This window comes from Streptomyces sp. NPDC107562, from assembly GCF_055657325.1.
The window spans coordinates 306,318-320,400 of sequence record NZ_JBVKBE010000001.1; the positions used below are offsets into that span (position 1 = coordinate 306,318).

A 14,083-nucleotide genomic window follows, 5' to 3' on the forward strand; every position below is an offset into this window, starting at 1 on the left:
GCGATGACCCTGCGCATCGACATCCCCGAGGGAGAGGACCCGATCCCCTACGTGTGGGGTGACATGGTTCCCGAGATCGGCATGGCGGCGTCGAACTTCTCGCTGGCCGTCTACGCCCACACCCGTCTGGGGCTCAGGGAGTTCGAGGCGGCGCGGCTGCGCGTCGCGCAGATCAACGGCTGCGTCTTCTGCCTGGACTGGCGTACCGAGCGGGACGGGCGGAAGGTGGAGGAGGGCTTCGCGGAGGCGGTGCGCGCCTGGCGGTCCACCGACGCCTTCGACGCGCGGACCCGTCTGGCCGCCGAGTACGCCGAGCGCTACAGCGTGGACCACCACGGCCTGGACGAGGACTTCTGGCGCCGGATGACGGCCCACTACAGCCAGGCGGAGATCGTGGAGCTCAGCATGAGCATCGGATCGTGGCTGGCGTTCGGCCGGCTCAACCATGTGCTGGGGCTGGACGGCGTCTGTGTCCTGCCCCAGCGTTGAGAGGGGTGCGTCGAGGCGGGTGCGTCGAGGCGGTCAGAGATCGGTGGCGATGATCTCCTCGATGTTCCGTTCGGCGAGCGCCGTGATGGTGACGAACGGGTTGACGCTGGCGTTGCCCGGGATCAGCGACCCGTCGACCACGTAGAGGCCCGCATGGCCGTGCAGACGGCCGTAGTTGTCGGTCGCCTTGTCCAGCACCACACCTCCCAGGGGATGGTAGGTGAGGTGGTCACCCCAGATCTTGTAGAAGCCGAAGAGGTCGGTGCGGTAGATCGTTCCCTCCTTCGCGTTGATCCGGTCGAATATCGACTTCGCCATGGTGATGGACGGCTGCTTCCAGGCCGTCTGCCAGTTGAGTTCCACCTTTCCGCTCGCCGCGTTCCAGGTGAACTCGGCACGGTGCGGATTCTTGGTGATCGACAGATAGAAGGAGGCGTACGTCTCGATTCCGGTGGGCAGCGGTGCGACTTCGGCGAACGCGCCGCCCGCGGCCCAGTTGTCGATTCCCGCGGTGGGGATCGACGACTGCAGGGCGCCCGTGGGGTCCCACATGTGGTTGGCCCGCCCGCACATGACGTTGCCGTTCTCGCCCCAGCCCTTGCCGATCTCGCCGTTCAGCCCGGGCAGCGCGCCCTGGGCCTTGAGCCGGACCAGGAGCTTGCTGGTGCCGACGCTGCCCGCGGCGAAGAACACCCGGGCCGCGGTGACCGTCTTCGTCGCCGTGACGGCGCCGCCGGTGTCGAGCTGCTCGATGGTGACGGTGTAGCCGCCAACGGAGGCGGGGGTGACGGATGTGACGTGGTGCAGCGGGGAGATGGTCACCTTTCCGGTGGCGCGGGCCCGGGCCAGATAGGTCTGCTGGAGGCTCTTCTTTCCGTGGTTGTTGCCGTAGAGGATCTCGCCCGCCAGCGCCGACTTCGGGACCGTGCCGTCGGCCTCCTGCTTCATGTACTCCCAGTCGTAGACGTCCGGGACGAAGACGAAGGGGAAGCCGGAGCGCTGGGCGTGCTTGCGGCCCACCCGGGCGTACTGGTAGCACGCCGCGGTCTCGAACCAGGCCGGGTCGATCGTGCCGACGCCGAGTTCGGCGTTGGCGCGCGGATAGTGGACGTCGTACATCTCGTCGGGGTCGACGGACGGCAGGACGCCGCCGAAGTTCTCGCGCCTCGGGGTGACGGCCATGCCGCCGTTCACCAGTGATCCGCCGCCGACTCCACGGCCCTGGTAGACCGTGATCCCGCCCATTTCCTCGGCGTCGAGAATTCCGGTGTAGCGGGGGACGTTCTTGTCGAGCGGGAAACCCAGGAAGTTGCTGAGGGGTTGTTTGGTTCTGGTGCGCAGCCAGAACGAACGGTGGTCGGGGCTCGTCGTGTTGGCGAAGACCTTTCCGTCGGGGCCCGGGGTGTCCCAGGCCATTCCCATGTCGACCATGTGCACGTCGACACCGGCCTGTGCGAGCCGGAGTGCGGCGACCGAGCCGCCGTATCCGGTGCCGATCACCAGGACCGGAACACGCGCACCCGGTTCGATCACGGCGGCGTCGCGCTGCGGAGCCGCGAGGGCGGGCGTGTGCTGGCCGCCTAGCATCACGGCGCCGGAAATGAAACCTGTTCCAGCAATGAATCGACGGCGGGAGATTCCACTTAGTGGGGGTCTGTTCTGGAGGTCAGCGCTCATACGGCACTCCTCGATTTCGAGTGAATCGAAACGGGTTCTACTGCCGATGGCATACGAAGTCACGACATACCTCTGGGTAACTTTTCCGCGCGCCTCTCCCCACTCCTCTTCTTTCCTCGCGTCTTGACGGAAGGCTGGTCCGTACCTATGGTCACGGCCAGTGCGCGCGTTCAGTCACTCACCCGTCGTTCACATACGAGAACGGACCCCCCCATGACAGACGCCACCGTTCGTCCCCGCCGCAGGTCCCGCCGTCCGCTCCTCGCCGTGACCACCGCAGCGGCCGCCGCGCTGGTGGCCACCCTGGTCGCCGGGCCCGGCGCACCCAGTGCCGACGCCGCCCCGGCCACCTTCGTCCACCCCGGCGTGACTGTCTCCAAGGGTCAGCTGGACTTCGCCCGCGGCAAGGTCAACGCCGGTGCCCAGCCGTGGAAGACCGCCTTCGACCGGATGATGGCGAGCAAGTACGCCGACCTGAACCGCACGCCGAAGCCCCGCGCGGTCGTCGAGTGCGGTTCCTACTCCAACCCCAACTACGGCTGCACCGACGAGCGCGAGGACGCGATCGCCGCGTACACCCACGCACTCGCCTGGTACATCACGCGTGACGACCGGCACGCCCGCAAGGCCATCGAGCTGATGGACGCCTGGTCGGCGGTGATCCGCGACCACACCAACAGCAACGCCCCGCTGCAGACCGGCTGGGCCGGCTCCTCCTGGCCGAAGGCCGCAGAGATCATCAAGCACACGTACACGGGCGGCTGGGCGAACTCCGGCCGCTTCGCCACCATGCTCCGTACCGTCTACCTCCCCGAGATCATCAACGGCTCCAACTCCAACGGCAACTGGGAGCTGTCGATGATGGAGGCCGCGATCGGCATCTCCGTCTTCCTGGAGGACAAGGCCTCGTACGACAAGGCCATGGGGAAGTTCCGCACCCGTACCGCCGCCTACGTCTACCTGGAGTCCGACGGCGCCCTGCCCAAGACGGTGCCGAGCCAGAACCTCAACACCCGCGACAAGATCGTCAACTACTGGCAGGGCCAGGGCACGTTCGTCAACGGCCTCACCCAGGAGACCTGCCGCGACCTCACCCACACCGGCTACGGGATATCGGCCATCTCCCACGTCGCGGAGACCAGCCGCATCCAGGGGCAGGACCTGTACGGCACCGACGTCGGCGAACGGCTGCGGCACGCGCTCGGCTTCCAGGCCAAGTACGAGTTGGGCGAGGCCGTGCCCAGCTGGCTGTGCGGCGGCTCGCTGCACCTCGGGCTCGGGCCGATCACCGAGGTCGGCTACAACGCCATGCACAACCGGCTCGGTCACGCCATGACCAACACCCAGGCCCTGACCGAGCGCAACCGCCCGTCCGGCACCAACAACCTCTTCGTCGCCTGGGAGACCTTCACACACGGGGACAACCCCAGCTGACCCACGGGGGAATCGGAGGGGCCGGACGGGCCGGGGGGCCCGTCCGGCCCCTCCGGTGCGTCAGGCGACGCGGTGCACGCGCTGGGTCGTCAGCTCGTAGCGGGCGCCCACGACGGCGAGCCGGCCGGACGCCACCTTGTCGGCCAGGTCGGGCTCGGCGGCGAGGCGGGAGCGGACGCGCCGTATCTGGGCGTCTGTCGTCGCGGCGATGCGGGCGTCGCCCTCAACGGTGTGGTCGATCGCCGGGGCGATCTGGTCGGCCAGGTACTGGATCGGGGTCGGCAGCGGCTCGCCGGACTCCTCCGCCTCCACGGCCGCTCGCACCGCGCCGCACGACTGGTGGCCGAGGACCACCACGAGCGGTACGGCCAGTTCGAGCACCCCGTAGGCGACGCTGCCGAGCACGGCCTCGTCGAGCACCTCACCGGCGCTGCGCACCGTGAGCAGATCGCCGAGCCCCTGGTCGAAGACCAGCTCCGGCGGCACCCGGGAGTCGACGCAGCCCAGCACCACGGCGAAGGGATGCTGACCGGACGTCAGCTCCCGCCGCACGGCCGGTGACTCGTCCGGATGCCGCTGGTGGTTCGCGCGCCAGCGCTGGTTGCCCGCCTCCAGCGCGCGCAGGGCCTCGGCGGGGGTGGCGGGACGGCGGTGCGGCGCCGCGGTGCCGGCGGCCGCGGGGGAGGCGTCGAGGGCGAGGCCGGCACCGAGCGCCGCGGCGCCGGTCACGGCGGCGCGCAGCAGGGTGCGGCGCCGGGGCTCCGGGGACGGGTCCGGCACACGGCCGGCGCCTGCCTGAGGGGTGTCGTCAAGATTCACGACCTCGAACGTATGCCCGGTGTCATGGGCAGGGGTTCACGCTGTGAATTCATGGTCCGGCGTGGTGAATTCATGGCCAGAACTTGAGGGGCGCTTGGGTCGCCCGAGGGGCGCGCTTGGCTCCACGGTTCTGCCGCCTCGTCCCTCTTTCGTGTCGTAGCCGTCCCGCCCGCGTGCGTACCGCCCGCCAACGGCCCCGCCGGACCCGAGAATTGTGCGGGTCGGGCGCCGGCCGGACGGTGCCGCGACGCCCGCGCGATCACAGGAGACAGGGATGGACTACTACGACCTCGGCACCCACACCCGTACGGTGACGACGACGTCTCCCGAAGCCCAGCTGTGGTTCGACCGCGGCCTCGTCTGGACGTACGCCTTCCACCACGAGGAGGCGGTCTCCTGCTTCGAGACCGCCGCGGCCGCCGACCCCGACTGCGCGATGGCCCACTGGGGCATCGCCTACGCCCTCGGCCCCAACTACAACAAGCCCTGGGAGGCCTTCGACGCGCAGGAACTCGAACGCACCGTCGACCGCACCCACGCCGCAGTGGAACGCGCCCACGCGAAGTCGGCCCGCGCCACCCCCGTCGAACGCGCCCTCATCGAGGCCCTGCGCGCCCGCTACCCGCAGCCGGACGCCGTCGAGGACTGCTCGGTGTGGAACGAGCCCTACGCCGACCGCATGCGCGCCGTCCACGCCCTCGCCCCCGGCGACCTCGACCTCGCCACCCTGTACGCCGACGCCCTGATGAACCTCACGCCCTGGCAGTTGTGGGACATCCGCACCGGCGAGCCGGCCCGGGGCGCCCGCACCCGCGAGGCCAAGGACGTCCTGGATCGCGCGCTCGCGACCGACGAGGGCATCCGGCACCCCGGCGTGCTGCACATGTACATCCACCTGATGGAGATGTCCGCGACCCCCGAGGCCGCCCTCGACGTCGCCGACCGGCTGCGGGGCCTGGTGCCCGACGCGGGGCACCTCCAGCACATGCCCTCGCACCTGGACGTGCTGTGCGGCGACTACCGGCGCGTCGTCTCCGGCAACAGCGAGGCGATCGCCGCGGACCGGAAGTTCCTCGCCCGGTCCGGCCCGATGAACTTCTACACCCTGTACCGCTCGCACAACTACCACTTCAAGATCTACGGCGCGATGTTCCTCGGGCAGTACCGGACCGCCATGGAGACCACCGCCGAGCTGGAGAGCACCGTCACGGAGGAACTGCTGCGGGTGCCGAGCCCGCCCATGGCCGACTGGCTGGAGGGCTTCCTCGCCATGCGGGTCCACGTGCTGATCCGCTTCGGCCGCTGGGCGGACATCCTGGCCCTGCCGTTTCCCGAGGACGCGCGGCTGTACTGCGTCACCACCGCGATGCTCCACTACGCCCGCGGCGTCGCCCTGTCCGCGACCGGCCGCGTCGAGGAGGCCGAGGCCGAACGGCGCCTGTTCCGCGGGGCCCGCGACCAGGTCCCGCTCTCCCGCACGCTGTTCAACAACACCTGCGCCGACATCCTCGCGATCGCCTCGGAGATGCTGGACGGCGAACTGGCGTACCGCCGGGGCGACCACGGCGAGGCCTTCGCCGCGCTGGAGCGGTCGATCGCGCTCGACGACGGCCTGCCCTACGACGAGCCCTGGGGCTGGATGCAGCCCACCCGGCACGCCTACGGCGCCCTGCTCCTGGAACAGGGCCGGGTGGCCGAGGCCGAGGCGGTCTACCGGGCCGACCTGGGGCTCGACGAGACGCTGCCGCGTCCCCAGCAGCACCCGGGCAACGTGTGGTCCCTGCACGGCTTCCACGAGTGCCTGACGCGCCTGGGCAAAACGGCCGAGGCGGCGATCGTCGCCCAGCAGCTCAAGATCGCCACCGCCCTCGCGGACGTACCGATCGCGTCGTCCTGCTTCTGCCGCACGGAGCCCACGACCGCCCCACGCGACTGCTGCGGCCCGTGACGACGAGCCGCCCCGACTCCGCCCGGTCCGTCGGGGGCCCCGGCCACCCTCGTCGTGCGGACGGGGGACGTGCTGGAGGTGTGACGTCCGGCACCTCGTAGTCCCTGTTCAGCTGATCGCCACCGGGCGGCCAGCGTGGGTGAGCAGCGTACGGCCTGACGACACGCAGCGCACCACACCTGGAGCAGCCATGAGCGCAGGAGAAGAGCACAACCCCGTACACAGACGCGCGTTGCTGCGCGCCGCGGTGGCGGTGCCCGCGGCCGGTGCGGCCGGCGTGGCCCTCGCCGGCCCGGCCGCCGCGCAGGCGCAGTCCGTGCAGGGGGAGCGCGGCGGCCGGTTCGACACGGAGAGCCCGCGCTTCGCGCTGGCCGTGCTGCCGGACACGCAGTACCTCTTCGACGCCGACAGCGCCGACCCGACGCCGCTGCGGGAGACCTTCCGGTACCTCGCCGCCGAGCGCGCCTCGGCCAACATCGCCTTCATGACGCATCTCGGCGACGTCACCGAGCACGGCACCGAGGACGAGATCGAACTCGCCGCCGACACCTTCCGCACCCTGCACGGCAAGGTGCCCTACAGCGTGCTGGCCGGCAACCACGACATCCGCTCCTCGACGGACGACCAGCGAGGCGACTCCGCCTACCTCGCCGCGTTCGGCCCGGCGCGCTACGCGTCCATGCCCACCTACCGGGGCGCCTCGCCCGACGGCTACAACACGTACCACGTGCTGCGCGCCGGGGGCCGCGAGTGGCTCGTCCTGGCCCTGGACTGGCGGGTGTCGGACAAGGGACTGCGCTGGGCGCAGGACGTGCTGGACAAGCACCCGACCCTGCCCGCCGTCCTCACCACGCACGACATCGCCTGGGCCGACGACGAGGGCAGCGCGACGCTGTCGGGCAACGGCGACCGCCTGTGGAACGGCCTGATCAAGGGCAACGACCAGATCTTCCTGGCGCTCGGCGGCCACTACTGGCCCCCCGGGCGCACGGTCCTGACCAACGACTTCGACAACGATGTCCACGTGCACATCACCAACTACCAGGACCGCTACTACGGCGGCGCCGGGATGATCCGCACCTACGGGTTCGACCTCGCCCGGGGCGTCGTCGACGTGGAGACGTTCTCGCCCTGGTTCCTGGCCCGGGACCCGCGCAAGAGGTCGCCGCTGGAGGCCGAGACGATCGAACTCACCGGTGACGTCGACCGGTTCAGCCTGGCCATCGACTTCGCCAAGCGCTTCGAGGGCTTCGCCCCGGTCGCCCCGCCGGCCCCGCGCCCGCCGTCCGCCGTGATGCCGCGCGGCACCCTCGCCTACTGGCGCTTCGACGCCGATGGCACCCGGGCACCGGGAGCCCCCGGCACGCCCGTCGCCGACGGCGTCGTCGTGCGGGACCTGTCCGGCAACGGCAACGACCTGACGGTCAGCCGGCTCCACACCAGCGGGCCCGACGCGCTCACCTGGTCCGAGGACCACCACCCCGGCCAGCCCGCCCGCGCCAGCCTCCGGTTCGACGGGGGCAAGAGCCCCGACCGCGGCGCCATCCTGAGCACCGCCGCACAGGCCCCCCTGAACGCCGAGAAGTTCCTGCGCGGCTACACCATCGAGACCTTCGTCCGGCTGCCCGAGCCCTTCGAGGGCGACCACAGCTGGATGGGCATCCTCAGCTGGCAGGGCCGCAGCGGCGACGCGGGCAAGACCACCGGCTGGTCCCCGCTGGAGCCCACGTGCAGCCTCAACGTATCGCCGGAGCGTTTCCTGCAGTTCGTGGTCTACCCCCACGTCCAGGACGCCGACCCGACGTCGTGGAGCCACGCGGTGCCCGTCGGCCGCTGGATGCACGTCGCCGTGGTCAACGACGGCCGCCGTTCGGTGGTGTACGTGGACGGCTCGAAGATCGCCCGCAACCCGTCCCAGCGGTCCACCGGCATCGCCACCCTCGGAAAGCCGTTCATCCTCGGCGCCACCTCCTTCGACGAGCGCTTCGGGCAGGGCTTCTACGGCTGGATGGGCGACACCCGGATCGTCGGCCGGGCGCTGTCCCCCGAGGAGTTCCTCGCCCCTGTCGACTAGTCGACAGGGTCCGTTTCCGGCTCGCCGTCGGACCGGCGCTCCGGCCGGGCGGGTGACCTGACCCCGAGCACGTCGAGCATGGCCCGGGTCGCCGGGCCGGGGTTGAAGCGGCTCCAGGCCAGATACTCCACCCGGCGGGGGCCGTCGGTCACCGGGACCAGGGCCAGTTCCGGATCGGCGGCGACCAGAGGGCGCATGAACGCCGACGGCATCAGCGCGACGCCCAGCCCCCGCGCGACAAGACGGGTCATCAGATCCACGACGGCCGCCTCGTACGCGACGTCCCGGGCCAGGCCGGCGGCGGCGAACGCCTCGTCGGACTGGGCCCGGGCCGGCGTTCCCGCCATGAAGTCCACGAAGGTCTCCCCGGCGATCTGAGCCAGCGTGACCCGCGACGCGCCCGCGAACCGGTGCCCCGCCGGCACCACCAGCACATGCCGGTCGCGGTCGAGGACGACGGTCTCCACCCCCGAGGGCCGCCGGCTCTCGGGCAGCCCGAGGAAGGCGATGTCCAGCTCACCCGCGCGGAGGGCCGCCACCAGGTCGTCGCTGCGTCCGGACCGCAGGACCACCCGGACCTGCGGATGCCGCGCGCGGTAGCGCTGGAGCAGTTCCGGTACGTCGACGGCGGCCGTGGTCACGATCACTCCGACGGCGAGCCGGCCCCGGATCACGCCGGTCGCCGCGGCGGCGTCGGCGGCCGCCCGGTCAGCGGCGGCCAGGCACTCACGGGCACCGGTCACGAACGCCTCCCCGGCGCTGGTGAGTTCGACACGGCGGCTGGACCGGGCGAAGAGCCGCACCCCGAGTTCGCGCTCCAGACCGGCGATCCGGTGGCTCAGCGACGACTGCACGACCGAGCAGCGCTCGGCGGCACGGGTGAAGTTGCGGGTCTCGGCGAGGGCGACGGCGTAGCGCATCTGCTGCAGGTCCACCCGGCCATCGTTCTCGTTCATGGCTCCTATGGCAAGCATGCTTTGGATTCATCACGCCACGTACGGAGACTACCCGCATGGAGACCTTGGAGACCCTGACCGAGCGGGCGTCCGCCCCGCCGCCCGGCGCGTCCGCCCGGCGGGTGGCGACCGTCGCCCTGACCGCGCTCGCCCCCGCGTGCTGGGGCACCACGTACGCCGTCACCACGGAACTGCTCCCGCCCGGGCATCCACTGTTCGCCGCTCTGATGCGCGCGCTGCCCGCGGGGCTCGTCGGCCTCGCCCTGACCCGGGTGCTCCCGCGCGGCGACTGGTGGTGGAAGGCCGCAGTCCTCGGGGTCCTCAACATCGGCGCGTTCTTCCCGCTGCTGTTCCTGACGGCCGAACGACTCCCCGGCGGTGTCGCCGCCACCCTCGGGGCCACCCAGCCGCTGCTGGTCGCGGGACTGGCCGTCGCGGTGCTCGCCGAGCGGCCGACCGTGTGGCGATGGGCCTGGGGAGCGCTCGGCGTGCTCGGCGTCGGCCTGGTCGTGCTCGGACCGCAGGCACGGCTGGACGCCGTCGGCGTGCTCGCCGGACTGGGCGGCACCGCCGCGATGGCCGGCGGCGTGGTCCTCACCAAGCGCTGGGGGCGCCCGGCGGGGGTCGGCCCCCTGACGCTGGCCGGCTGGCAACTGACCGCAGGCGGGGTGATGTTGCTGCCGCTCGCCCTCACGATCGAAGGGGTGCCGCAGCGGATCGACGCCGGGGCGGCCGGGGGCTACCTCTGGCTCGGGAGCATGGGCGGGCTGATCGCGTACACGCTGTGGTTCCGCGGGATAGGGCGGTTGCCGGTCGGCGCGTCCGCGCCGTTGGTCCTGCTGTCCCCGCTGGTCGCGACCCTCGTCGGCATCGGTCTGGGCGAGTCCCTGAGCCTGCCGCAGTCCGCCGGTTTCGTCCTCGCCCTCGCCGCGTTGCTCGCGGCACAGTTCAACCCCTCGACCGCGCACGGCCGTCCGGCGCGCGGCGGGACCGTGAAGGACGACCCGATGCGTCAGGAGCGACCGCGATGACGACGAGCCGTGCGGAAGGCGCACCGAGGGCGACGCGCAGGACGATCGCCGTCCTCGGGGCCACCGGAACCGTGGGCAGCCGGGTGATCCGCGAGGTCGTCGCGCGCGGCCACCGGGTGCTGGCCCTGTCCCGGAGGCCTACAGGTGAGGGCCCCGACGTCACACCCCTCGCCGTCGACGCGAACGACCCGCATGCCCTCAGGGAGGCGCTGGCGGGCGCCGCGGCCCACGGCACGTTCCCGGACGCGGTCGTGGTGGCCCTGCGGACCTTCCCGGCCGACGAGGCGTTCCTCGTCGGCGCGACCCGGAACGTGCTGGACGCCGCCGCCCGCAGCGGGTCACGCGTCCTCGTGGTCGGCGGCGCCGGCGCCCTGCGCAGCCCCGCCGGCCGGGAAGCGCTGGTCGCCGACGACCCGACGTACGTGCCCGCCGAGTACCGTGCCGTCGCCCTCGCCGGTGTCGCCCAACTGCGGGCCTGCCAGGCACACGAGGGCGCGGACTGGACGTATCTGAGCCCGCCGGCCCTGCTCGAACCGGGTGCGCGCACCGGACGCTACCGGCGTGGCACCGACACGCTGCTCACCGCGGCCGACGGCCGGTCGTGGATCAGCGCGGAGGACCTGGCCGTCGCGGTGGCCGACGCGCTCGAAGGCCCCGGAACCGAGCGGCACATCACCGTCGTCCACGAGGACGGCTCGGCCTGGGCCCGCGACGGTGACCCTCTCAGTACAGTTTCTTGACGGCCTTCACGGTCGTCGCCTTGAAGTCGGCGACCTGGGCGTGCTGGAAGTCGCCCATCTGCGCCCACTTGACGACCGTCACGGTCCTGCCGTCGCGGCCGACCGAGAACAGGGCGATGTCGGAGGGGCCCCAGGAGAGCGCGGTGTCGATGCCGTAGACGTGGGCGCCCTCCTCGACGTCGAGCCGGCCGTAGTACCGCTTGGCCGCCGTCACGTCGGGGTCCTGCTCCATCAACGTCCGGGCGCAGTCGGCCAGTTCCGTGCGCAGCAGCGCGGCGAACCGCTTGGCCCGCTGCTCGTTGCGCTCGACCACGGTGACCTGGAGGGCGTTGGTGTCGAACTCCGTCCAGTACGTGCGGTGCGAGGCGGTCGAGGGCAACGCGTCGCCGACGCACATCGGCAGCGGCTCCGGCTGCCCCGCGGTGACGCGCCCGGCGTACCAGGCCGAGGCCGGGTGCGGCGGCAGCTCGCGCGGGGCCAGGAAGCGGGGTGAGCCGGGGGCGGCCGGGCCGGCGGAGGCCGGGACCGCGGTGAGGGCGACGGCGGCGCCGGTCGCGAGGGCGGCGATGCCGAGTCGGGTGCGGAGTCGGGCGCGGACGGTCATGTTTCCCCCAATGTGTCGTGCGCTTCCCGTCGTTACGACTCCTACGACTCGCCTCGGCGGTGGTTCGTTGCCCCCGGTTCATGTCACAACTTCGTCCCATTGGTCACCAAGGCGTAACAGGTCATGATCACCCCCTTTGTGACGACTCCCTCTCCGCGCAGGGCAGGGCAGGGCAGGGCAGTGCAAGGCAAGGCAAGGCAGGGCATGGCAGTGCAGGGGAGTGCACTGCCATGCCGTTCAGCCGCGCCGCCGGGCGCTCACGCCGTGTGCAGCGTCAGCCCGTAGCGGTTGAGGATCTCGTTGACCGGCTGGAACCACGTCTCCCCGCCGCCGGAGCAGTTGCCCCAGCCGCCCGAGGTGACGCCCTGCGCCTGGTCGCCGCTGATGAACGAACCGCCGGAGTCGCCGGGTTCGGCGCAGACGCTCGTCTTGGTCATCTGGTGCACGGCGCCCTGGCTGTAGTTGACCGTCTCGTTCCTGGCCAGCACGGTGCCGCAGTGCCAGCGCGTGGTGGAGCCGGAGCGGCAGACCGAGGTGCCGACGGGCGCCTCGGCCGAGCCGCGCACGAGCCGGTCCGGGACCGTGCCCCAGCCGAGGACCACCGGAACGGTCCACCAGCCGCTGCCGACGCTGACCCATGCGTAGTCGTCGCCCGGGAACGACGAGCCCTGGAACGTGCCGATGTGCGTGCCGTCCCAGCCCCGGACCGCGGCGCCGCCCCCGCCGCAGTGCCCGGCGGTGACGAACCCGCCGTGCACCGAGAAGCCGATGGAGCAGCGGACGTTGCCGGTGTAGTACGGGTCGCCGCCGACCGTCCCGGCCGCGAACGTGCCGGGCCGGGCGGGCACCGTCTCCACGGTGACCGGACCGGCGGCCCGGGCGCGGGAGACGAACCGGCGGACATCGTTGTCGGCCGACCGGCCGTCGACGACGCCGACGACCACGGTGTTGGTCACCGGGTCGGCGTGCCAACTGCTCACGCCCCGGGGGGCGTCGGCCCGGTCGAGGCGCGCCACGGCCGCGTCGAGCTCACGGGCGCTGTGCTCCACCGTGCGCACGGCCGCGCCGGTGGCGCGCACGGCCCGTACGGTGGCGGCCGGGGCGTCGGCGGTGACGGCCACGGTCAGCCGGTCGCTGCCGGCGTCGAACCAGGAGCCGCCGTACGCCGCCCCGGCGGCCCGGCGCGCCACGGGCGCGATGTCCCGGGCCTCGGTCTCGGCCGCCAGTCGCGCCTCGGCCTCGGCCCTGGTCAGCCCGAAGTCCCGCTGCATCGCCTCGACGAGTCCGGCGGAGGCCTGTGGTGCGTCGGCCGTGGGGGAGGAGCCGCTCGCCGCGGCCGGGAGGGTGCCTGCGGCGGTCCAGGTGCCCAGCATGAGCAGGGCGGCCAGACCGGCACGCATGAGTCGCTTGCGTCTCAAGGGAGTTGCCCTTCGTCGTTCCAGCAAGGTGGGGGTGGAACAACCGCAAGTGAGAGCGCTCTCAAAGGGTCGGGGCAGAGCTTAGCCAGGCATGCCAGTCAGGTCCATGCCAATGCGGGCCTCTTCATGAGGGCCTGCTGAGGCATGGACCTTCAGCTCAAGGGCGTGTACGGACCGAGAGGGTCCGGCTCAACTCCACAGGGGGTACGTGACGACCTTCGTGAACCCCTCCGGCCTGCCCTCCTGATAGGTCAGGCTGATCTTGCCGTACTGCTGCAGGTCCGGGTTCTTCTTCCACGGCTTGGGGTCCTCCAGCCGCACCGTCACCGGGTACGCCCGGAACCGGCCCGCCGCGCAGTAGGGCTTGCAGTCGTTGACCCAGTTGACCCCCCGGGCCGTCGCCGCCTCACCGTCCCAGCGCACCCACTTCAGGGATTCGAGGCGGCTGTTGCCGTCGCCGCAGGCCAGCAGGAAGTCGTCGGGCCGCACCGTGGTGCGCCAGAAGCAGTCGACCAGCACCGGCTCCGTCACCTGCCGCTCCGTGCTCGCGCTCGACGGCGCGCCGGAGGCGGTGGTCAGGGTCGCCGCGAGCGCCGCCGTCATACAGAGCGTGACGGCCGCCCTCGTGCTGTGCCTCTTCATGTCCGCTCCCCGCCGTTGTGCTGCGTCCGTGCGCGTCGATCGAGTCGGCTGTTTTAGACGCTACGACCGTGTGGAGGATCGCACCACTCGAACGGACCAGGCCGGACCGGGCGGCGCGGACCCGCCCGCGCGCGGATTTCGCAGGTCAGGGCCCTGCGAACCGTCGCGCGCCCTCCGTGTCGCCCCCGACGCGCTCGCGCCCTCGGACCCCTCTGCCCCGCCGCCCGCGCGCATGAGACCTTGGATGCGCA

12 protein-coding genes are annotated in these 14,083 nt (G+C 71.8%); 6 read left to right on the top strand and 6 right to left on the bottom strand.

The window, feature by feature from the left end; all coding sequences use genetic code 11:
- Positions 1-3: 3 nt before the first annotated feature.
- Positions 4-489 (top strand): carboxymuconolactone decarboxylase family protein, encoded by a 486-nt coding sequence (locus tag ACZ7LV_RS01475; protein ID WP_471934760.1) that lies wholly within the window; start codon positions 4-6, stop codon positions 487-489.
- A gap of 33 nt (positions 490-522) precedes the next feature.
- Here ACZ7LV_RS01475 and ACZ7LV_RS01480 read toward each other — a convergent pair whose 3' ends face one another.
- A complete protein-coding gene (locus tag ACZ7LV_RS01480) occupies positions 523-2,166 on the bottom strand; it encodes a GMC oxidoreductase (protein ID WP_471934761.1) in 1,644 nt (547 codons plus the stop codon).
- A gap of 213 nt (positions 2,167-2,379) precedes the next feature.
- Here ACZ7LV_RS01480 and ACZ7LV_RS01485 point away from each other — a divergent pair, with 213 nt between their 5' ends.
- Positions 2,380-3,600: an alginate lyase family protein gene (locus tag ACZ7LV_RS01485; protein WP_471934762.1), complete on the top strand. Its 1,221-nt coding sequence runs from the start codon at positions 2,380-2,382 to the stop codon at positions 3,598-3,600.
- A gap of 60 nt (positions 3,601-3,660) precedes the next feature.
- Here ACZ7LV_RS01485 and ACZ7LV_RS01490 read toward each other — a convergent pair whose 3' ends face one another.
- Entirely contained in the window at positions 3,661-4,419 is a 759-nt protein-coding gene (locus ACZ7LV_RS01490; protein ID WP_471934763.1) for a carbonic anhydrase, read from the bottom strand.
- A 274-nt stretch (positions 4,420-4,693) separates the two neighbouring features.
- On the opposite strand from ACZ7LV_RS01490, the gene ACZ7LV_RS01495 reads away from it, so the two are divergent.
- Both ACZ7LV_RS01495 and ACZ7LV_RS01500 read left to right on the top strand, forming a co-directional pair.
- A complete protein-coding gene (locus tag ACZ7LV_RS01495; protein ID WP_471934764.1) occupies positions 4,694-6,367 on the top strand; it encodes a hypothetical protein in 1,674 nt (557 codons plus the stop codon).
- Between the two features lie 190 nt (positions 6,368-6,557).
- Positions 6,558-8,441 (top strand): LamG-like jellyroll fold domain-containing protein, encoded by a 1,884-nt coding sequence (locus ACZ7LV_RS01500; protein WP_471934765.1) that lies wholly within the window; start codon positions 6,558-6,560, stop codon positions 8,439-8,441.
- Here ACZ7LV_RS01500 and ACZ7LV_RS01505 read toward each other — a convergent pair.
- Entirely contained in the window at positions 8,438-9,376 is a 939-nt protein-coding gene (locus tag ACZ7LV_RS01505) for a LysR family transcriptional regulator (RefSeq protein ID WP_471936043.1), read from the bottom strand. The genes ACZ7LV_RS01500 and ACZ7LV_RS01505 overlap by 4 nt on opposite strands.
- 77 nt (positions 9,377-9,453) lie before the next feature.
- Here ACZ7LV_RS01505 and ACZ7LV_RS01510 point away from each other — a divergent pair, with 77 nt between their 5' ends.
- Entirely contained in the window at positions 9,454-10,428 is a 975-nt protein-coding gene (locus ACZ7LV_RS01510) for an EamA family transporter (protein WP_471934766.1), read from the top strand.
- Positions 10,425-11,168 carry an NAD(P)-dependent oxidoreductase gene (locus ACZ7LV_RS01515; protein WP_471934767.1) on the top strand — a complete coding sequence of 248 codons (744 nt, stop codon included), beginning with the start codon at positions 10,425-10,427 and terminating at the stop codon, positions 11,166-11,168. The genes ACZ7LV_RS01510 and ACZ7LV_RS01515 overlap by 4 nt, the downstream gene beginning before the upstream one ends.
- Here the strand turns inward: ACZ7LV_RS01515 and ACZ7LV_RS01520 are convergent.
- The 3 genes from ACZ7LV_RS01520 to ACZ7LV_RS01530 form a co-directional block, all read right to left on the bottom strand.
- Complete coding sequence (locus ACZ7LV_RS01520; protein WP_471934768.1) at positions 11,152-11,772, bottom strand: hypothetical protein; 621 nt, start codon at positions 11,770-11,772, stop codon at positions 11,152-11,154. The genes ACZ7LV_RS01515 and ACZ7LV_RS01520 overlap by 17 nt on opposite strands.
- 257 nt (positions 11,773-12,029) lie before the next feature.
- Entirely contained in the window at positions 12,030-13,190 is a 1,161-nt protein-coding gene (locus ACZ7LV_RS01525; RefSeq protein WP_471934769.1) for a S1 family peptidase, read from the bottom strand.
- 189 nt (positions 13,191-13,379) lie between these two features.
- Positions 13,380-13,832, bottom strand: coding sequence for a hypothetical protein (locus ACZ7LV_RS01530; protein WP_401667243.1), 453 nt, complete (start codon positions 13,830-13,832; stop codon positions 13,380-13,382).
- Between the last annotated feature and the right edge of the window lie 251 nt (positions 13,833-14,083).

Bases quoted from the DNA above. Each gene is read 5' to 3' on its own strand.
- ACZ7LV_RS01475 (WP_471934760.1), top strand. From the start codon at position 4: ATGACCCTGCGCATCGACATCCCCGAGGGAGAGGACCCGATCCCCTAC.
- ACZ7LV_RS01480 (WP_471934761.1), bottom strand. From the start codon at position 2,166: ATGAGCGCTGACCTCCAGAACAGACCCCCACTAAGTGGAATCTCCCGC.
- ACZ7LV_RS01485 (WP_471934762.1), top strand. From the start codon at position 2,380: ATGACAGACGCCACCGTTCGTCCCCGCCGCAGGTCCCGCCGTCCGCTC.
- ACZ7LV_RS01495 (WP_471934764.1), top strand. From the start codon at position 4,694: ATGGACTACTACGACCTCGGCACCCACACCCGTACGGTGACGACGACG.
- ACZ7LV_RS01500 (WP_471934765.1), top strand. From the start codon at position 6,558: ATGAGCGCAGGAGAAGAGCACAACCCCGTACACAGACGCGCGTTGCTG.
- ACZ7LV_RS01510 (WP_471934766.1), top strand. From the start codon at position 9,454: ATGGAGACCTTGGAGACCCTGACCGAGCGGGCGTCCGCCCCGCCGCCC.
- ACZ7LV_RS01515 (WP_471934767.1), top strand. From the start codon at position 10,425: ATGACGACGAGCCGTGCGGAAGGCGCACCGAGGGCGACGCGCAGGACG.
- ACZ7LV_RS01520 (WP_471934768.1), bottom strand. From the start codon at position 11,772: ATGACCGTCCGCGCCCGACTCCGCACCCGACTCGGCATCGCCGCCCTC.
- ACZ7LV_RS01530 (WP_401667243.1), bottom strand. From the start codon at position 13,832: ATGAAGAGGCACAGCACGAGGGCGGCCGTCACGCTCTGTATGACGGCG.